The organism is Vibrio sp. MEBiC08052 (genome assembly GCF_001506075.1).
In the GTDB taxonomy this organism is placed as follows: Bacteria; Pseudomonadota; Gammaproteobacteria; order Enterobacterales; family Vibrionaceae; genus Vibrio.
The window spans coordinates 1562224-1582526 of sequence record NZ_KQ947475.1 but is presented as its reverse complement, the minus strand read 5'-3'; the positions used below and the strand labels follow the sequence as shown (position 1 = coordinate 1582526).

The 20303-nt window shown below is 44.2% G+C and carries 15 protein-coding genes; 3 read left to right on the top strand and 12 right to left on the bottom strand.

Going from position 1 to position 20303, the window contains the following annotated elements:
• Positions 1 to 17: 17 nt before the first annotated feature.
• Positions 18 to 296 (bottom strand): hypothetical protein, encoded by a 279-nt coding sequence (locus VRK_RS06980; protein WP_059120699.1) that lies wholly within the window; start codon positions 294 to 296, stop codon positions 18 to 20.
• Positions 297 to 566: 270 nt separating this feature from the next.
• Complete coding sequence (locus tag VRK_RS06975; RefSeq protein WP_059120698.1) at positions 567 to 1802, bottom strand: CinA family nicotinamide mononucleotide deamidase-related protein; 1236 nt, start codon at positions 1800 to 1802, stop codon at positions 567 to 569.
• A 288-nt stretch (positions 1803 to 2090) separates the two neighbouring features.
• Between VRK_RS06975 and VRK_RS06970 the strand changes: the two genes are divergently transcribed.
• A complete protein-coding gene (locus VRK_RS06970) occupies positions 2091 to 2615 on the top strand; it encodes a glycine cleavage system transcriptional repressor (protein WP_059120697.1) in 525 nt (174 codons plus the stop codon).
• Between the two features lie 228 nt (positions 2616 to 2843).
• On the top strand, positions 2844 to 4451 hold the full coding sequence (locus VRK_RS06965) for a methyl-accepting chemotaxis protein (protein ID WP_059120696.1): 1608 nt from the start codon (positions 2844 to 2846) through the stop codon (positions 4449 to 4451).
• 94 nt (positions 4452 to 4545) lie between these two features.
• On the opposite strand, the gene nspC is transcribed toward VRK_RS06965, so the two are convergent.
• The 7 genes from nspC to VRK_RS06930 form a co-directional block, all read right to left on the bottom strand.
• Positions 4546 to 5679: a carboxynorspermidine decarboxylase gene (nspC, locus tag VRK_RS06960; protein WP_059120695.1), complete on the bottom strand. Its 1134-nt coding sequence runs from the start codon at positions 5677 to 5679 to the stop codon at positions 4546 to 4548.
• A 194-nt stretch (positions 5680 to 5873) separates the two neighbouring features.
• On the bottom strand, positions 5874 to 7118 hold the full coding sequence (locus VRK_RS06955; RefSeq protein WP_059120694.1) for a carboxynorspermidine synthase: 1245 nt from the start codon (positions 7116 to 7118) through the stop codon (positions 5874 to 5876).
• A gap of 16 nt (positions 7119 to 7134) precedes the next feature.
• Entirely contained in the window at positions 7135 to 10023 is a 2889-nt protein-coding gene (locus VRK_RS06950) for a pyridoxal phosphate-dependent class III aminotransferase (protein WP_059122695.1), read from the bottom strand.
• Positions 10024 to 10532: 509 nt separating this feature from the next.
• Positions 10533 to 11699, bottom strand: coding sequence for a Na+/H+ antiporter NhaA (gene nhaA, locus VRK_RS06945; protein ID WP_059120693.1), 1167 nt, complete (start codon positions 11697 to 11699; stop codon positions 10533 to 10535).
• 145 nt (positions 11700 to 11844) lie between these two features.
• Positions 11845 to 14298, bottom strand: a complete 2454-nt coding sequence (locus VRK_RS06940; protein ID WP_059120692.1) for an ABC transporter permease — start codon at positions 14296 to 14298, stop codon at positions 11845 to 11847.
• The gene (locus tag VRK_RS06935; RefSeq protein WP_059120691.1) at positions 14279 to 14950 is read right to left on the bottom strand and encodes an ABC transporter ATP-binding protein; all 672 of its coding nucleotides are present in this window, start codon (positions 14948 to 14950) and stop codon (positions 14279 to 14281) included. The genes VRK_RS06940 and VRK_RS06935 overlap by 20 nt, the downstream gene beginning before the upstream one ends.
• A gap of 79 nt (positions 14951 to 15029) precedes the next feature.
• Positions 15030 to 16382, bottom strand: coding sequence for an MATE family efflux transporter (locus VRK_RS06930; RefSeq protein ID WP_443083472.1), 1353 nt, complete (start codon positions 16380 to 16382; stop codon positions 15030 to 15032).
• A gap of 231 nt (positions 16383 to 16613) precedes the next feature.
• On the opposite strand from VRK_RS06930, the gene VRK_RS06925 reads away from it, so the two are divergent.
• The gene (locus tag VRK_RS06925) at positions 16614 to 18041 is read left to right on the top strand and encodes a DUF2867 domain-containing protein (RefSeq protein ID WP_059120689.1); all 1428 of its coding nucleotides are present in this window, start codon (positions 16614 to 16616) and stop codon (positions 18039 to 18041) included.
• 35 nt (positions 18042 to 18076) lie between these two features.
• On the opposite strand, the gene VRK_RS21220 is transcribed toward VRK_RS06925, so the two are convergent.
• The 3 genes from VRK_RS21220 to VRK_RS06910 all read right to left on the bottom strand — a co-directional run bounded on the left by VRK_RS21220 (position 18077) and on the right by VRK_RS06910 (position 20181).
• Positions 18077 to 18301, bottom strand: coding sequence for a cupin domain-containing protein (locus VRK_RS21220; protein ID WP_197413068.1), 225 nt, complete (start codon positions 18299 to 18301; stop codon positions 18077 to 18079).
• A 255-nt stretch (positions 18302 to 18556) separates the two neighbouring features.
• Positions 18557 to 19597: a hypothetical protein gene (locus tag VRK_RS06915; protein WP_059120688.1), complete on the bottom strand. Its 1041-nt coding sequence runs from the start codon at positions 19595 to 19597 to the stop codon at positions 18557 to 18559.
• A 152-nt stretch (positions 19598 to 19749) separates the two neighbouring features.
• Positions 19750 to 20181: a hypothetical protein gene (locus VRK_RS06910; protein WP_059120687.1), complete on the bottom strand. Its 432-nt coding sequence runs from the start codon at positions 20179 to 20181 to the stop codon at positions 19750 to 19752.
• Positions 20182 to 20303 lie beyond the last annotated feature (122 nt).

Below are 20303 nucleotides of genomic sequence, written 5' to 3'. Positions count from 1 at the left end.
TGGCTGATTTCTAGTCGCTATAGCCGAACCTCAGTTTTTCCGGATTCGACGAGCCGTTGTGCTTTTCCCAATAATTGATCAGCAGTCAACATTGAAATCGCTTTATCAGCAATTTTACGACCATCATCTCCAAATAATGAGATATGATAACCCAAATCACTCATTAAGCCGTTTTCCGTCGGTGTATCCAACCAAAGCGAAACCAGTTTATCACTCATATCCTGATATGCTTCTCCCAAAACAACTTGTTGACTTGCAACTTTGTACCAAACAAGAATCTTTGAATGACTCTGCATGTCAGCCTCCTGCCGTATCAGTTCCACGAAATTTCAGTTTAGCGTGAATAGGACATCCTTGGGTATAGCCATTTTTGAAGGAATTCGGAAACACTTAAGAAATCATCGGATTAAACATTAGACAATTTACGCATAAAGAATAATCAGATTTTCTTTGAAATTATAAGGTGGCAATTCAACATATTACCCCCCAATCAAATGTGGTAACGCACATGATATGGAGGGATATACACCGGAGTAAAACCATACTCCCGGATCTAATGAATTGATTTATAAGGATGTTGCCGGAATATAAATCTGCTTCTCTGACAAGACCGATGAGTACTTGCCAAAGACTGGCTTTGAGGATAGATAACGCAACAACATATCCGCGGCAATCGTGCCAATCAAAATTTTTCGTTCATCGGCGCGGTAATCCCGTTTGAATTTCAGCTGCTGTGCCCACTCTCCTTCAGCAGCAGATAACGCCAGTGTGAAACCATCCTCACGAAACTCCCCGGTCACGAGAGCGAGTTCCGTCTCACTTTTCTCTTTGGTAGCACTGGCTAATGCCAGTACAGCAGAAACCGGATCTTGGGCAGATATCTTGCCGGAGACTTTCGGACTCAACACCCAACTACTCCCACATTGTTCAAAGATGACATCATCACTAAACAGCCAATCCACCAACCAGCCTCGTGTTGACTGTTCAGCAATCGCCAGTGTTTTACCACTGTCATACATAATTTGAGAGAGTTGGGCAAGCATCGGCTGATCAATACTGACCGTCCACTCGGATACGTGGTTAAAAATTTCTTCCATTAAACGGTACATTTCATTGCCCTGCCCCGCAGGTCCGAACAATTTGACTTCGATAAAAGGAAGGTAAGCACGAAAACCCAGTAGATACTCATCGGGCAGTTCAACCTGACGGAGTAAGTCTTCTAAAACAGACTCGGACGAGCCCAAAGTGTATAGACGATGACAAACTAAATCGGAGGAATTCGGAAACTGTCGATTCAAATCCGGTATCACTTGCTCGCTGATCATTTTTTGAAACTCTGACGGAACACCGGGGGTGAAATAACAAAGGCAGCCATGAATTTCAACTTTAAACCCACAAGCGGTTCCAATGGGATTATCCAAGACCGTTGCATGCTCCGGTAACATCGCTTGCTTGATATTACTGTCAGACATAACCAAGTTACGCTGAGCAAAACGGGCTTTCATTTTTTCAAGCCAGTCGGGAAACAACACCAACTGCTGCTCAGCCGCTTCTGCTGCCACTTCGGCAGAAAGATCGTCGCTGGTCGGTCCCAAACCACCATTGACTATCAAAACATCTGAATTTAAAGCCAGCATTAGAATTTCATCACGCAACACCTGACGATTATCGCCAGCGGTTGAACGCTTTGTCAGTGGGTAGCCTTGTTCAAAAAAAAGACTGGACAACCATATTGCATTCGTATCCTGAATATCACCATGGAGCACTTCTTCACCAGTACTAAGCATCGCAACTTTTAGCATAACTAAAACCTTTCATTCAGTCCAAATCCCCCAGCGAAAGAGGCATATTCCTTATTCCCTAGGCCAGAAACTTACTTCGTTACATCATACAATACACAAGAGGAAAAGACTTGTTATTCTCCGTCTCATTTGCTTTGATTTCAACCTGATAGAAGTTTAACCATCCATTCGTTCTCAATCGAACAAAAGATCAGATCCAACTAACAAAACGATAAAACATTCAGCTAATCACATCTCCTCAGCCTAAAATAATAGTATCAGCCAGTAAACTTGGTAAGGAGAAAACGGATGACTCACCTATTTATTGTCAGCTTCATCGGTGATGCTGCACCAGCGGACATCCATCATCTAGCCGCGATTACCCATGAAAATGGTGGACAATGGATAACTAGCAAAATCAATTATTTAGAAAACCGTGTCGCAGCGCTAATCAAAATTTCAGCACCTGAAGAGACAGAAATGTATATCAAAGATGCCTTTCTGTCACAACCAAACTTATCAACGATGATTACCGACTGCGAGCCACACGATACCGAACAGAAAAAAGAATATAATTTGAGAATAGACGCTAACGATAGAGCCGGTATCGTCAATGAAATCACTCATCTACTCGATAGCCAGCGAATTAGAGTGTTAGACATGAATTGTCAACGCATATTTATTTCTGACAGTCACGGTGTCAATTCTAGTTTATTTACGGCACATATTTCCCTTCGTTTGCCCGAGACATTATTAATCGATGATATTATCAGTGAGCTGGAATCTCTGAGTGAAGATACTCAAGTCATGATCGATAGCTCATCAGTGCGCTAATTTGATGCAACAATATAAATATATGAAAATACTTGTTCTTATTATTTTAAAAATGAAAGCCAAGTCGCAAAAAATAAGATTGTCAGTTACATGTTTATATGATCTAATCTGCAAAACAACTGCTTATTATTGCGGACATACTTGTATGAACCATTATGAAATATAATAGTGAATAATATTCTTGAAATAATACACAAGCACCTTTGTAGATGCTTCGAGGTAAACGTCATGTCAATGCTAAGAAATATGAAAGTCAGCCGAAAACTAGCCTGTTTAGTGTTAGTCGCTATTATCGGTTTTGTTATATTACTCGTGATTGCAAATCAAACATTAGAAAGGAACTTACTCAATGAAAAAAAACAACGTCTTTCGGCTGTAATTGAATCTGTCATTTCTCAAGTTGCCTACCTTGACCAAACTCTCCCTAAAGAAGAAGCACAAAAACAAGCAAAAATATTACTGAACGCGACTCGCTTTGACGGGAATAATTATTTATTCACGTTAAATAAGTCACGGTATATCATCGACCATCCGCTAAAGCCGGAGTTGAATGGTAAACAGATGGGGCAAGTTAATAACCCTGACGATAAACGCTGGTTTGAATTTGTCGAGGCTGGGCAGAAAAAAGGTGGTGATATGGTTCTTTACCGCTTCGAAAATACAGATGGTGAAATGACCGATAAACTATCCTATCTGAATAGTTATGAGCCTTGGGGTTGGATTATTGGTTCAGGAATGCTCGTCTCTGATATTGATCATGAAATATCTTCATTATTAATCAAAATGGGATTATCCACTCTCCTTATTGTCGCTGGCATGATTTTACTCGGGACCGTGATTGCCCGAGCAATTATTATTCCGTTGGATCAAATAAAAAATACAATGCATCATATTGTCAATGGCGATATGACCGTTGAGATTCCAATTATGGGCAAAGATGAGATTGGTGTTCTTGCCCAACGAATTAATGAAAGTATTAGCTCTATCCGAGCAGCTTTATACGAATCAGTTAAGTCAGCGAGGCAACTTTCTGAAGCGGCCAATCGAATTGCAACATCCGCTGAAGATACCAGTCAAGCCGTCAGCTCTCAGAAAGATCAGCTCACCCAAATCGCAACGGCAATGAATGAAATGAGTGCAACGGTCGCAGAAGTTGCCAACCATGCAGAATCAACCGCCAAAGACACGGCAGAAGCAAGTCAAGAGGCCGGACTTGGTGATCGGGATGTCTCATCAAGCGTTGAGAGTATCAAGTCACTGTCTCAAGAGCTGGAGGTTGCCTCTGATCGAGTCAATAAACTCAAAGAAGGTGTAATGGAAATCAGTGAAGTGACTTCAGTCATTAGCGGTATTTCCGAGCAAACTAACCTGCTGGCTCTGAATGCCGCGATAGAAGCAGCCCGTGCAGGAGAACAAGGACGTGGATTCGCGGTCGTTGCCGATGAAGTCCGTAATCTAGCCAGTCGCACCAACCAATCCACAGAAGAGATTCAGAGTACCATTAATCGGCTGCAACAGTTGGCAGTCAGCACGGCTGATGCCATGCAAAAGAGCCAAGATCTGGCTTATAACAGTGTTCAGTGTGCGGAAGGCTCCGGTGGTGACTTAAAATTAATTGTCACTCATATTCAGCATATCAGTGATAAATCAGCACAAATTGCTACGGCTGCCGAAGAGCAAAGTGCCGTTGCCGAAGAGATGAACCGAAACATTTCCGGTATCAATGACGCTGCTCAGGAGATGTCAGATTCAGCAACCACTCTCGCCAAAGAAAGTGAACGTTTAGCCAATATGTCTCAACAATTGGATGACAAACTGATGATGTTCAAACTGTAATCTCTCTCGAAATCCCATTAAAAAGAAATCCCCCAATGATTGATATCATCATTGGGGGATAATTTTATGTCATCGAGCGTTTCTGTCTTCCGCCTTATTGCACGGACCACTGAGATAATGAACGTTTAAAATCAGCGTAGTCAAACTCATTGAGTTTTTGTACTTCACCATTGACACGTTCACAATAGACTGAAGGCATCCGCAGACCATTAAACCAGTTGAGTTTCACCATTGTATACCCTGCACTATCCATCAAATGGAGTTTTTGGCCAATCTCAAGCGGTTGATCGAATTTTGCGATACAAAATTGGTCTCCGGCCAAACATGAACAAGAACCAATCACATATTCGTGTTCGCCATTTTGACTGCTCTCGTACACGGAAGCCGGCTCATTATAGATCAATGTATCCAGGCGATGCGCTTCTGTTGCAGAATCAACAATCGCTGTTTTCATTTCATTCTCAACAATATCTACCACGGACACGACCAGATCGGTTGTGCGAGTGATGATGGCTTCTCCCGGCTCAAGATATAACTGAACATTGTGTTTTTCAGCAAATGCTTTTAAAGCCATACCGAGTTTTTCAACACTATATCCCGGCCAAGTAAAGAACACACCGCCACCAAGGCTGACCCAATCGAGTTGATCCAGATAGGAACCGAACTGTGTTGAAATCGCATCTAACAGGTGGATGAATGCATCAACATCTTTATTTTCACAGTTCATGTGGAACATGACACCATTGATAGACTCAAACACACTCGGATCAAGATGATCAGCCTGAACACCTAATCGAGAGAACTGGCGAGCCGGATCCGCTAAATCCTGACCGGCATAACTCACGCCGGGGTTTAAACGCAGCCCTAACGATACCTTTCCTTCCACTAAATGACGATACGCTGCTAATTGTGATTGTGAATTAAAAATCATTTTATCGCAGATATCTGCGACTGCTTTGACATCATCTTCACTATAACCAACGCTATAAGCATGAGTCTCACCACCAAATGTCTCATAGCCCAGCTTGACTTCGTAAGGACCAGAGCTGGTCGTGCCATCCAGATAGGGTTTGATAATATCAAACACCCCCCATGTGGAAAAACACTTGAGAGCAAGTACTAATTTCACACCGGAAATATCTTTGAGTTGTTTGGCGATTTCAAGATTGTGAATCAGTTTAGACTCATCAATCATAAAATAAGGTGTTTTTAATTCATTTTTTTGCATGACTCACTTACCGATTGATCATGTTTACCATGTACGCATGTGGACGTTCATCTCTTAGCGACATCAATCACGCCACTCAGCATTGATGAAGAACCACATCCAGTACGGTGATAGGTTAAAAAACAGCCATAGCATCATATGCTATGGCTGCTGGATATGTATTAATCTCGTCATTTCGACGAACGAAATACCAATTATTTCAGGATTTGGATGTCAGGCTGACCGACTTCGAGTTCCTGCATATCCCAATCCAAACCAATGCCTGGCATGGTCTCGAGAAACGGATCCGGATCCAACTGTTCCATATTGAAAACACCGGGCTCAGCCCATTGTTGACGGAAGAACTGAATCGCTGCTGTAATGGCAGGAACACCCGTTGTATAAGAAATCGCCTGATGCTCAACATCATGATAAGCAACTTCATGATCCGCGATGTTATAGAGGAAAACACTCCGCGCTTTGCCGTCTTTTTGACCTTGAACCCAAGTCCCGATACAGGTTTTACCCGTATAGCCCGGAGCCAAAGACGTCGGATCCGGTAATAGTGCTTTGAGGACATGCAAAGGCTGAACTTCCCGGCCATCAGGTAAGGTCAACGGATCAGGACTTAACAAACCAATATCTCGCATCACATTAAAGTAATTCAGATAACGATCACCGAATCCCATCCAAAACTCGATTCGTTTTGCCGGAATGAACTCTTTCATAGAACGCACTTCATCGTGAGCCATCGAGTAAACTTTATGTTTACCGACCACCGGAAAATCAAACTCATGCATTCGAGTATGACAACCGACCTGTTTCCATTCGTTGTCATCCCAGTAAAATGAATCGCCCTGAATTTCTAACATATTGGTTTCAGGATCAAAATTGGTCGCAAATTTCTTACCGTGATCGCCCGCATTGACATCCATGACGTCAATGCTGTCAATTTCATCGAAAAGATGTTTGACCGCATAAGCGGCAAAGACACTGACCACGCCGGGATCAAACCCAGCCCCGAGAATACCGGTGATACCAGCGTCTTTAAACTTGTCACGATATCCCCATTGCCAATCATAGGCTTCAGGAACCTGCTGACCTTCAGAACAGAGATCAACTGCTACCGAAGTATCCAAATAGGACACTTTCGCCTGATAACAGGCTTCCATGACATGGATGTTGACCCACGGGGGGCCAACATTGATCACTAAATCAGGCTGAACCTCGTGAATCAACGCAACTAAAGCGTCAATATCGTCTGCGTTGACTTCACGAGCTTCTAACTTCTTTTGTGAGTTTTTCAGGTTTCCTTTGCGACGTACAGATTCAATAATCTTTTCGCACTTTGCGATTGTTCGAGATGCAATCGTAATATCACCTAAAATATCGTTGTTCTGAGCTGCCTTATGCGCGACAACCCAACCAACACCTCCTGCTCCAATTTGTAAAATTGACATAGTCCTATTACCTTAATTATCCGACTAGTTCATGAGTTAGCTGTGTGATTTTCTCCATTAACGATTCAAAATCGTTGATGTCTAAACATGGATTTAAGATGGTCAGTTTCAAAGCCGTTTGACCGTTCACCACGGTCTCACCAAGCACCGCAACTCCGCGAGTCAATGCTTCAATACGCACTTGCTGATTCAATGCATCGAGATCAGTAACCGCTGGATGTACAGCCCGGAATAAAACCGTAGACAGTGATGGCTGAGATAACAATTCATATTCCGGAGCATCATCAATCAACTGCGCGACCTGCTGTGTCTGCCGGATTAAATGATCGTACATTTCTCCCAGAGCAGCCGGTCCGACACTTTGCATGGTCATATAGACTTTTAACGCATCAAAACGTCTGGTCGTTGACAGTGATTTATCAACCAAATTCGGCAATGTGTCATGTTCTCGGTTCAAATAGTCCGCATGATGCAACAGATATTTCAAATCAGCTTTGTTGTTGACCAGAAATGCACCACAACTGATTGTTTGATAAAATAATTTATGAAAATCGACTGTAATCGAACGGGCACGTTCAATCCCATTTAAACGATCGGCATGACGACTCAGGATCAGCGCACCGCCATAGGCACTGTCAACATGCATCCATAAGTCATGCTGCTCTGCTACGTCTGCAATCGTGTTTAAATCGTCAATTGCACCGTGATCCGTGGTTCCTGCCGTACCGACCACCGCAAACGGAATCAAACCTTCAGCCTTCGCTTGCTCAACGACACCAGCAAGTTTAGAGGCATCCATCGTCCCGTTTGGCAAAGAATCAACCGTTAATACTGCTTTCTCACCCAATCCCATCCAAGAGGCAGCCTTTTGCACCGTGAAGTGCGCATTCTTGGAACAGACAATCCGTAATTTATCAGCATAGTCAGGCAAGCCAAGTTTTTGAATTGAATGATTGCTTAATTTGTCAGCAATCCAATCACGTGCCAGTTGCAAGCCCATTTGGTTACTTTGCGTACCGCCACTGGTAAAGACACCGTCAGATGAATCTTCTAACCGGAACTTGCTACACATCCAGTCAATCACGCACTGTTCCACATAAGTTGCTGCGGATGACTGATCCCACGAGTCCATCGACTGATTCAAGGCACCGATCATCGACTCTGCCGCAACAGAGGCTAACAGCGGTGGTGTATGCAAATGTGCAATACAGTTCGGATGCTGTACAATAATCGAGTTCGCACCGACTAATTTGGCCGTATCGGAAATCACATCGGTCAACAGCGCATTTTTATGATCTAAATCGACCGCATAAATCGCCTGTTCCAACTGTGAAGGTTCCATACCGGAATAAGGCGCCTGAACCGCTTCAAAAATCGATTTCATTGCAGCAGTCGTGTGATTCATGACTTTGGTAAACTGCTCGCTGCCCTGATGCCCGGTCTGAATAAAATGCTTCTTCCATTCAGCCTGATGTGGCGCTTCAGGCGACTTCACGCCACCACCTGCAACTAAAATAGCCTCTTCTAAGACACGTAGGGCAAAATCAATCTGTTCGTAAGAAATAATAACCGGCGGTAGAAAACGAATTACAGACCCTTCACGACCACCTTTTTCAACCATCAGGCCTCTTTCCAAAGCCGCACGTTGAATTCTCAGCGTCAGGGCACCATCAGCTTTCGGTTCACCGAATTTATTCAGACCGCCTTGAGGATCTTTGATCTCAACGCCCAGCATCAATCCTTTACCGCGAACTTCTGCAATACAGTTAACGCGGCTTTGAATTTTCTCCAGCCCCATCCGTAAATATTGGCCGGCAATATTGGCGTGCTCGACTAAGTTATCACGCTGAATGATTTCAAGCGCTTTTGCACCGGAGACCATTGCCAGTTGGTTACCACGGAATGTTCCGGTATGCTCACCGGCACGCCATGTATCGACTTCTTTTTTGAACACTAACAGCGACATTGGTAATCCACCACCAATGGCTTTCGACAGACACAGAATATCCGGAATGATACCTGCTTCTTCAAAGGCAAAGTTGTAGCCGGTTTTACCCACACCACACTGCACTTCATCAAAAATCAGTAAGATACCGTGCTCATCACAAATACGACGGAGTTCACGTAGCCAGAATGCAGGCGCAGGAATAACACCGCCTTCCCCTTGAACAGGTTCGACAATGATCCCTGCCGGCTTCATGATACCCGCTTCATCATCGCCTAACAGACGTTCAATGTAACGAATACTGGCACGTGCGCCCTCTTCACCACCAAGACCAAACGGGCAACGAATGTTATAAGGAAACGGCATAAAATGTACATCAGACATCAAACCGGTCCGACGGGCTTTGGTATTTAAATTTCCCATCATACCCATCGTACCGTTGGTCATCCCATGGTATGCACCACGAAATGCAAACATGGTATTGCGACCCGTCGTTTGTTTGGCTAGCTTGATTGCGGCTTCTACGGCATCGGCACCGGAAGGACCACAAAACTGAATAGCACAGTTCGATCCAAGCGCTTCCGGAAGAAATGCTCGAACCTGCTTAATAAAATGATCTTTCGCTGGTGTTGTTATATCCAGCGTTTGGTAAGGCAGCCCTGAATCTAACTGCTCTTTTAATGCCTGATTGATTTCCGGATGATTATATCCGAGTACCAAAGTCCCGGCACCGGCAAGACAGTCGAGAAAAACCTGACCACGCGTATCTTCAACCAGAAGGCCATAAGCTTGTTTGATAGCAATGGGCAAACGACGAGGATACGAACGGACTTCAGATTCATACTTCTCTTGATCTAAAAGTACCTGATCCGGTGTTAAATCATAAACACCTTTTACGTCAGGTATTTGTGATGAAAAAATTGGTGAAATATTTTGATTGACTTCAAAGGCAGTACTCATCTGCGCCCCCTCAGGAAAAACGCCCATCTTTAAGGAACAAAAATATCAATAATAAGGATGGGTAATAGCAACCGGCCTCTTACATCATCTGGACAATCGAATATATACGACAGACGTGTTTAGAGACACAATAAATAAAGTGGAAAATCAGCGATTGCTGGGTATCAAGGTTCAGTAATGCTACTGTCTTGTTGGACAGGGCACTGAGGAAGAACAAAGCTGATTAATGAAGATAAAATATATGGTTTCAATGTTGGGTTTCCCATTTCGATGCCGCTCCCACGACTAGAGTATCCCGTCTATCAACAAAAGGACTTGCTGATACCTACCCTACGTAATGACACAATCAGCCTGAATGTTCACTACGCGTATCCCCCAGAAAGTGCAATTCACTCCGAGATTGTCGCGAAATCTAACATATAACGGACACGACTTGCAATTATTTTCTCTGAACAATCCCCTAAAAAAATACGAGGACAAAGCCCTCGTATATCATCATTATTTCTTGATTAAAGTTCATCCGAAACGCTGGTTTTTTCAGTTGGCAGGGCAAGCCTCAATAAAAAATACCCGAGTATTGCTGCAACCGTTGACCCCATTAAGATCCCTAACCTTGCGTAAGTATCTAATGACTCAGCAATTTCACCAAACGCCAGTGACGAGATAAAAATCGACATGGTAAAGCCAATCCCACACAGCACGGACACTGCAAATATTTGTTTGAGTTGCACGCCTCGCGGTAATTTTGCCACGCCTAATTTCAGCGCACCGTAGCAGAAACTAAACACACCGAGCGGTTTACCCAGCAAGAGTCCTAATGCCACTCCGACAGGAACAGGGTTGCTTAATACCTCACTGGAAATTGCGTCCATCGGAATGCCGGCATTGGCAAACGCAAAGATCGGTAAAATAATGAAAGATACATAGGGATGTAGCCAATGTTCCAGTTGTTTTAATGGTGACGGCTGTCCCTCTTTTCCTTTGAGAGGTATTGCGAAACCAAGCACAACCCCGGCCAGCGTTGCATGAACGCCTGATTTCAGCACCGCAACCCAAAGAATCGCCCCGATAATCAAATAAGGAGCCAGATGGGTGACACGCTTATAACTCATCAGAACCAGAATGGCGGTCATGGCCAAACCAACAGACAGAGCCAGTGTCGAAAGGTCACTGTTATAGAACAGCGCAATAATCACGATGACGCCTAAATCATCAATAATCGCTAACGCCAGCAGAAAAACCTTTAAACTGGCTGGCACCCGGTTCCCCAATAACGCCATAATCCCGAGTGCAAATGCAATATCGGTTGCCGCAGGGATCGCCCAGCCTTGGATCGCTAATGCATCACCTTGGTTGAAGAAGACGTAAATTAAGGCAGGAACGAGCATTCCCCCAACGGCACCAATGGCAGGAAACATCGCCGTTTCTTTTTTCTTTAGTGCCCCGACAAACAGCTCTCGTTTGACTTCCAGTCCAATCAGCAGAAAAAACACCGCCATTAATCCATCGTTTATCCAGTGACGCAGTGATAAACCGATTAACTTTATATGTAAAACTTGCTCATATAATCCTTGTAGTGACGAGTTTGCGACCCACATTGCTAAAATAGAGGCGAATATCAGCATCACCCCACTGCTTGATTCCATACTGAAGAATTTCCGGATCATTTGCGTCATTCGAAGGCTCCTGATTCACACTATTTTTTGAAACATATACATAACGATTTTAACAATCAATTGGAATATATAAAAATCGATTCTAATGATAGTTCACTTCGGAAAAAACGAAGGAAAAAACCGAGAAAAGATGACGACTTAAAGATTATAGAGAATCTCTAAAAGATTGAATTGGAGAGCGTAACGTCAATTTGACCACTGGAATTGCCCCGGCAATGACCAGTGCAGCTATCGACCATAATGCCGTAGACAGATAGCCGGAATACATAAAATAGAGTTGTACAGACCAACCAAACGTCTGCCGAATAACCATATCCATCACCAACACTGACAAACTAATGCCGAGTGGAATCGCAATCAACAAAGAAATAACCCCGAAAGTCGAAAGCTGTAAACTGCCGATAATAATCAGTTCTTTACCGGATACACCAAGGTAACGCATCAAGGTCAGATGCTTTCTTCTCGCCAGCTCACCGGAAAACGTTGCAAAGAAAATCCCGATCACAGCAATCAACAAAGTAATTTTACTGAGCTTATCTGCAATGGAAAAAGTACGGTCAAATGTCCGCATGACCGCTTGATGAACAGTCCGATGATTAAAGACCCGTTCACTATCCAGATAAAAAGTATTCAGTAGTCGCTGCTTGAGACGATTTTCAGCATCAAGATCCGACGTTTTCGTCAGGACATTGAGGATAATATCCCCATGTGCTGCAAATATTTGCTGCCAGGCAAATTCAGAGATAAGTACCTGGTAGAAGGGGTTGCCATAGTCATAATAGATACCAGCGACATACCAGCCTTTTCCCAGCGGAGGAGGCAGTGAGATTTGCTCTCCGGGCCGAATGCCCAGCTTTAACGCCATAGACTCACTAATCAATACACTTTTGCTCCGGTGCAGATACTCCCAGAAATCCGGTACGGCAACTTTTATGGTGGTTGCCCCTAACTCAATATCCGTCGCACCGGTACTTACTACTTGGATAAGGCCTTGTTCTGACGGGATATCACGTTCCCAACGTTTCCAGACAAAGTCCACCTCATCCTGCTGCCGTAACCAGTGAGTCATATCCGCTTGAGATGATGGTGAAGCATATATATACAAATCAGCGGCTAATTTTTCATTGAGCCAGTGGTCCATCGTGCCCCGGAAACTGCCGACTAAAGTCTCAATGCCGATATTGGCAGTCAGCGCAATTAAGAATGCCATAGTCGCAATACCGCGATACCCCATACTTGCGGCTGCATCAGCAAAAAACCAGCGCCGTTTGACATCTTTGAGACGATAAGAAAGCCAGTCACAAACCTTCCAGAAAAGAAACGGCGTCATCAGCCCGACACTAATCAAGATCAACGCCGGTACCACAAATCCAGTCCACAACTGTTGCACAAACAGATAAATCAGCACTGCTGTCCCAAATAATAAAACAGCAACAATCGCCTGACAGGCAAACTCTATTCCGGCAAAACGCACCAGAGAAACTTTTGCGGTTAAGCGGATGGAAGGAGACTTCAATAACCGAATCAATGGCCATAGACACGCAGCCAAAGCACCGAGCGTTGCCATCACGAAACTATACAGCCCCCAACGCCAGTTCCAGTCGATGAAGAAGCTTTCCGGCTCGCTCATTACGGCTGAATAGACGGACGGAATCAAGCGATCCGCCAACAACAATCCCAAAAAGTTACCAGAAATCCAAGAGATAAGAATCAACAGACTGAGCTCGATCATCAATGCTTTAGTCAGTTCGATACCGGAGACACCCGCCTGACGCATCATGCCCACCAGCGGTTGACGCTGAATAAAAGAAAGCGATATCGCCTGATAAAAAATAAACAGTCCGACTAAAAATGCCAGCACACCGATGACATCTAAGTTCAACAAAAATGCCTTGGTCAGCGAACCTATATCAGAACGATATTGCCGATTGATCGATAGCGTTGGTGGCAATACCTGCTTCAATCGTTGTAACGTCTCATTCGACATTTCCCGACAGGCAATCACAGATAGAAAGCTCTCTCCCGTCAAAGCACGAACCCGCGACAGATTGGTCATCACTCGACGCCCATAAACCCAATCATGCTGATCGACAATTACCGGGCCGATGTGTCCACCGGATGAAAGTGTAATCCAGTCGCCATTCTTTAACTGTTCATGCTTGGCAAACTCACGGCTAATGATCACCGAATTTGGTGCAATCAGTAACGGTAGGATCGGCTGTTGCCAGAGAGACTGCTTTGAGGAGATGACATTCGCCATACTGACAGGATCGATGCCAATCACGGTCAGCGTCTCTCCGTGCTCCGTTTCCGCTTTAAAACGGCTGAAAGGCACACACTGGTGAAAACCTGCCTGCTGTAAGTGTTGATAAACTTGATATGGAATCTGATTTTCCAGGGAACGGGGACGTATGTGATACGGCAGCGGATTTGCAAACAGCTTCTCCCCATGCGCATAACTTTTACGGGCATGTTCGGTAATCGCTGTGACACCGATAAGAATAGAGACCCCTAATGTCAGCCCCAGCCAGACCAGTAAAATCTGTAATGGTGAGCGACGATAATGACCCAGCAGTCCTTTAACTACGGGACACAACATGTAACTGCCCTCCCTGTAGACGAACACACCGTTCCATATGGCTAGCCACTTTTTGACTGTGAGTGACAAGCAACAGTGTATATTCAAGTCTACGGGATAAAGATGTCAGGAGCCGAAGTACCGCCTCTGCATTTTTTTCATCCAGACTTCCCGTGGGCTCATCAGCCAACAACAGTTTCGGTTCCATATAGAGTGCTCGGGCAATCGCGGCACGTTGCTGCTGACCACCGGACACTTCTTCCGGATAGCGCCCGAGCAGAGGCATTAAATCAAGGGCAGATAAAATCTGACGCCATAGTCCTTGGTCTTCTGGTAGTCGGCGTAACTGACGACAGAAACGAATATTATCGGCAATATTCAGTGTCGGAAGTAAATTAAACTGTTGGAAAACGTGACCGATATGATGGCGTCGGTAAGCAGCACGATGGTGTTCGGAAGCGCTATGCATCGGGAAATTGGGAAACCAAATGTCCCCAGAGTCCACTTTATCTATTCCTGCGATCAGGTTCAAAAGTGTACTCTTACCAGAACCGCTTTCGCCCATCAATGCGACCTGCTCACCCGATGTCAGCTTCAGCTCTGCGCCTTGTAAAATAGGGTGAAACTCCTCCCCATCTAAATAGCCTTTACACAGGTCTGTCAGTTCTAACATCTTTGGATCCACTCTCACACATCTCGGTGTGTGAATCTACACTAAAAACCATAATGGAGAAAGTAGTTTGCGGTGTTAATCACACATCCGTGTCTATCAGATTTCTCATCCATTTCTTACTTCGTATGCGTGGAATCGAGCCAATCCATTTCACACATTCCTCCGTCAGAAAGGCCAGATACACCCACTCCGGTGGTGCATGGAACATCACAGCGACGATGGCTGTCACCGGAATACCAATCACCCACTGGGCACATATATCCTGATACAGACAGAATTTCACATCTCCGCCGGCACGCAACACACCGACAATCGCAGACATCGGAAAAGAACGTAGCACAATGCCAATACTCAGAATTGCAATAAATTTTTCAGCCAACGCGCGGGTTTCCGGCGTTAAAGCAGAAAATGCATTTAACACTGGGGTTTGCAATAAGTACAACAAGATAGCGACAACGATACTGGCAAAGACACACAGAATCGTCAATGCAATAGCCTGATCATAGGTTTTTTCATATTCTTTCGCACCCAGTTGATTACCGACCAGAACCGCTGCGGCACTGGAAATGCCGATCATAAAACTGAGCGAAATCGATTCAACCGGCGTCATCACCGATAGTGCAGCCAGCCCTTGTACCCCACTCAGTCCCATAATGGCATGGTAAACAAACAACCCGCCCGACCAAATCAAGAAGTTAAAGGTAGTTGGCAATGAGAGCTGCAAAAAGCGCTTCACCTTGCGCAAATTCACTGCGGCTACCACGTCATGCCACCCAAACGCCAATAAATGCTGTTTTCGATAAAGATAACCATACAAGGTCACAATTTCGATCACACCACTGAGGACCGTAGCAATCGCAGCCCCGGCAATCCCCATTGCAGGCAACCCGAAATGACCGAAGATCAAGACCCAGTTCAAGACCACATTAGAACCGATCCCGATTGCACTGAAAAAAGTACTAATCCCCGGTTTATGCATTGCACGCAAGCCGACAGCCATACTGCTGACCATCGCCACAGCATACATACTGACCGACGTGATCTGTAGATACTCGCTTCCTAAGCGAATAACATCAGGCGAATCGGTCGCCAGCGACATTACCGATTCCGAGAAAAACATAAACATTAGCACGGTGATGGTAGCAAAAAACATCGACACTAAACAGGTTAATGCGGTACTTTCCCGAACCCCTTGCTTATTCGCAGCGCCCCAATATTGAGCAGTAAGCAGCGCTCCACCGGTTGTCACACCAACCAGCATAATCGTCGAAACAAATGTCGCTCTGGCAGCAACACCGACCGCAGCAATCTCCGCTTCGCCCAGTTGCCCCAGCATAATGACATCAACTAATCCCCGGCTGGAAAACAAAATATTTTGCACCGCAATAGGAATTGCAATCGCAATCAACTGACGCACAAAATTGCCCCGAATCGAGGAAAGAATCGTGATAATCTTAGACAAAAGCGTATCTACTCCGGTGATAGGATCGTTTCCCTAAGCCGATGGTGACTCAGGAGATTTACAGACTCAGAAAAACTGAAAAACGGTCCAAGTATAACATGGGCCAGTGACACCCCAAAGTGTATTCTGTATGCTAATCACTATTCATATCAGTAGACTGAATCACCGTCTTTGCCATCACCCACGACTTATGGATTATTTATGAAAAATGTACTCGTCCTCGGTGCATCCGGTTACATCGGTTCACAACTTGTCCCCCACCTGTTGGCACAAGGTTACACCGTCACAGCCGCGACGCGTGATGTTGAGTCATTGAAAGCCCGTCTGGAACCTCACCCTAACCTTCAGCTCGCGTATCTTGATTTAGCCGACTCAGACGCGACACAGGCACTGATTCCTCACTTTGATCTGGTCTATTTTCTCGTTCATGGCATGGCTTATGGCGGTGATTTCTTCGATTACGAGTTACAGTTAGCAGAGAACTTCAGACAGGCGGCAGAACACAGCCACATTGAACACATAATTTATCTCAGCGCCATTCAACCGGAGTCGGGGCACTCTGAACACCTCAAAGCCCGAAAAATGACAGGAGAGTGTCTGCGGCGGCTTTCAATCCCGATCACTGAACTGCGGGCCGGTGTCGTGATTGGTCCGGGATCCGCTGCGTTTGAAATTATGCGTGACTTTGTCTACAACCTGCCGATCCTCATCACTCCCAAATGGGTCGATTCAAAAGCCAATCCGATCGCGCTGGAAAACCTGAATTATTATTTACTGCGTTTTGCAGAGTCCTCCCCGACCGGACATCAGTTATTTGAAATCGGTGGCCCGGAAGTGCTCAGCTATCGCGAGCAATTCAAAATTATTTGCCAGATGGCCGGCCAACCTTTCCGTCTCTGGTCAACCCGTTTACTGACACCCCAAATTGCTTCCTACTGGCTCGGTATGATTACCTCAGTGCCCAGCAGTATCGGTAAAGCATTACTGGCCGGTCTGACCCATGATTATGTGGCCGATAACCGCGCAATCACCGAGCTTTACCCACAAAAGTTACTCAGCTACAGCGACGCTGTGCAGCAAACTATTGCCCGGGAAGGACGTTTTGTCCGGAGTCAGGTTTGGGGATTCGACCCACACGCACTCAATCGCTGGCAGCCGGGTTATGGCTATTATCCCAAGCAGGCTGGCGCAACGTGTCAAACCACAGCAACGACAGAACAACTCTGGGCAGTGATTCGGCGCATAGGCCAACGGCCGGAAGGTTATTTTTTCGCCAATAGCTTATGGCGAACCCGGGAATGGCTCGACTTCTTTTTCGGCGGCGGCAAACCAGTCAGAAGAGCCCCGCAAGGCGACCAGCTGAAGGTCGGTGATTATATTGATTCGTGGAAGGTGATTCGCTGCGAGCCGGGGCAGTTTCTCTCGCTGCTATTCGGCATGAAAGCCCCGGGACTCGGCCGACTGGAATGTTCAATCACGGATGAAGGCACCCACCGCACCTTAGACATCCGGGCATGGTGGCACCCACAAGGATTTTACGGCCTGCTCTATTGGTTCGTGATGATGCCGGCGCACCTGTTTATTTTCAAAGGCATGGTTAAGCGTATTTGCAGGAAGGCGGATCGGTAGTCAATATCGGGTGTTGAGAATTCGCTACACCCGACTTAAGACTCTTGTGATCCTTGTACTTCAACACGATCACCATGGCTTGGTGGAGTCGATGTCACCACAAAATGCAAATCTGTTTGAGTTCGATTACTTAACTGATGTGGTGTATTACTAGGCACATGTAACCCTTGGTTCTCTTTTAACTCAAAAGTTTCACCATTCACTTCTAATGTGGCACAACCAGACAGAACAAAGAAAAACTGTTCTGATTGCTCATGCAAATGGCGCACCTCACTACAACCCGAAGGGACTCGCTCCTGGATTACGCTAAGACGCTCGACTTGACCAAGTGCCAACCATCACATGCCTCACCCCACAAATAATGTTCTGCATTTTCCTTAGATACTACCATCAAGTTTCCTCCTAGAGCATAACTGTGTCTTTTTAGATGTGTCCGCTAAATTGGGAGAGAACCCATCGTTTTTCGGCCAAGCACTTAAACGCCTTGTATGGGCGTAGTCAAATATGATTAGGTTTTATATTTTTACTCCATACACTCTTGCTACTTTTCGTCTATTTTGACCTACATCATTCATTAAACCTGAAAAATATTTCCCCAATTTTTCATCATCTTTTGTTGTCTCAGGGAAAAATGGGTCTCTAATTTTTATAAACAAACTTTCCATGTAGACCAGACTTAGAAGAGACCATAACATTAATGGGTAATAAACAGGTATTGCATCCCTTTCAGAAAAAGCATGGAAAAGGTTATGTCTATTCAATGTAAAAATATCTTCACTGCCATCATGATCTTTGTACAAAACTTCAGAAAACCAACTTAAAAATGCATTAATTGCGTCCGTTGAGTGATCAATTAGAACCCATAATCTCAACTCTTCATCTGTCCCCTTTTGCTCGAGAGCTGTTTGAAAATTTTTACACTTGAATGGATACCAATAAAATTCTTTTAATTTATCAAAATTGACAGAAACTCTATCTATTGCTAGTGAACGGATATAATTTTGAAATTTTAAATTAGGACGTTTTTTTCCTGCCTTATGAATTAAATTACGTAGCGCACCTTCCATTACGGACATCAATGAATCTGTTGATATAAAGTCCATCCCTAACCAATAAGCTTCCATTGACTCAAATATTGTAGACTTATGTGGAGCCAACAACTCACTATCACAAATAAGCTGATTATATATTGTAGCCATTTTTTCAGCAGTAAATATAGAAAAGACCAAACTGTTAAACTCATCGTTTGATTTTAAAGCGTAGTATCTTGATTTAAAATCTCCTTTACCTACCAAATAAAACGGAGGCGGACAAGATCTCTCATTTAACTTTTTTTGAAAATTAGTTAACGTAGCTCTGTTTTTGGCATTTTCAAAGTAAAAGAACTTTTTCGCACCAACAAATATTGCTATCCCATCAATATTACCTAGAGTATATTTATAATAAATTGCACTTCGTTCAATACTGCTAATTTTATTCGTTACCATTTCATATGGATAGTTAGATGCAACCGATTTTTTAAGAAGCGTTTCTATCTCTTTATGTATCAAATCCATCAATACTCCTTTATCACATAAGGCCAAGCACAGCAGCACTTTGATTGCAGCCTCAGCAAACTGATAACTTTAAACCACAAGTGCCCTACTTATTAGTGTCTGCTGGTGCGTATTGTTATGCAGCGATTGGGCACACTGTAGATAAATATTCCTTAATATAAGTTTGCACGACCAATTACTTCTCCACTAGCTAATTCTGTAATTGAACCTTCCCAACCTTTATAATCACCAGATTTAGTAAGAAAAGTTCCGTAGCATTGTGTTGTACCATTAATCGTTTGCAGCTTATTCTCGTGAATTGCAACAATTTTTCCTTTACCACTTTTAGCTTTATCTAACCAATATTGAAAATCTGATTGTTGAGCCTCACAACTTGGTCCCGCATGAGCGTACTGCTTATAGATTGAGCGCCCAGCAATATACATTGAAAGCAACGCTACAATAACGATGATTTTTATCGCCATAGTTAACAATAAATTAATTTTTTTAAAATCAAGATTCCTAAAATTTTCCGAATTAAGGTTATGCGATTTTTTTATATTAACATCGTCACTATTAATTGTATTTCCTTGCTCATTTTCCATTAATAATCCCTCTTATTTACTCACTACTTAAGCAGCATAACGCCCCGCTCACCAGCACATGCTACAGAGAGCGCTTTTGTGTAAAAATAGAGCGCAGTGACCGAACGTAGCAGCATGTGTCT

What these genes read in the sequence shown, in the direction of transcription:
- VRK_RS06980 (WP_059120699.1), bottom strand. Translation starts at nt 296, where the DNA reads ATGCAGAGTCATTCAAAGATTCTTGTTTGGTACAAAGTTGCAAGTCAA.
- VRK_RS06975 (WP_059120698.1), bottom strand. Translation starts at nt 1,802, where the DNA reads ATGCTAAAAGTTGCGATGCTTAGTACTGGTGAAGAAGTGCTCCATGGT.
- VRK_RS06970 (WP_059120697.1), top strand. Translation starts at nt 2,091, where the DNA reads ATGACTCACCTATTTATTGTCAGCTTCATCGGTGATGCTGCACCAGCG.
- VRK_RS06965 (WP_059120696.1), top strand. Translation starts at nt 2,844, where the DNA reads ATGTCAATGCTAAGAAATATGAAAGTCAGCCGAAAACTAGCCTGTTTA.
- nspC (WP_059120695.1), bottom strand. Translation starts at nt 5,679, where the DNA reads ATGCAAAAAAATGAATTAAAAACACCTTATTTTATGATTGATGAGTCT.
- VRK_RS06955 (WP_059120694.1), bottom strand. Translation starts at nt 7,118, where the DNA reads ATGTCAATTTTACAAATTGGAGCAGGAGGTGTTGGTTGGGTTGTCGCG.
- VRK_RS06950 (WP_059122695.1), bottom strand. Translation starts at nt 10,023, where the DNA reads ATGAGTACTGCCTTTGAAGTCAATCAAAATATTTCACCAATTTTTTCA.
- nhaA (WP_059120693.1), bottom strand. Translation starts at nt 11,699, where the DNA reads ATGACGCAAATGATCCGGAAATTCTTCAGTATGGAATCAAGCAGTGGG.
- VRK_RS06940 (WP_059120692.1), bottom strand. Translation starts at nt 14,298, where the DNA reads ATGTTGTGTCCCGTAGTTAAAGGACTGCTGGGTCATTATCGTCGCTCA.
- VRK_RS06935 (WP_059120691.1), bottom strand. Translation starts at nt 14,950, where the DNA reads ATGTTAGAACTGACAGACCTGTGTAAAGGCTATTTAGATGGGGAGGAG.
- VRK_RS06925 (WP_059120689.1), top strand. Translation starts at nt 16,614, where the DNA reads ATGAAAAATGTACTCGTCCTCGGTGCATCCGGTTACATCGGTTCACAA.
- VRK_RS06915 (WP_059120688.1), bottom strand. Translation starts at nt 19,597, where the DNA reads ATGGATTTGATACATAAAGAGATAGAAACGCTTCTTAAAAAATCGGTT.
- VRK_RS06910 (WP_059120687.1), bottom strand. Translation starts at nt 20,181, where the DNA reads ATGGAAAATGAGCAAGGAAATACAATTAATAGTGACGATGTTAATATA.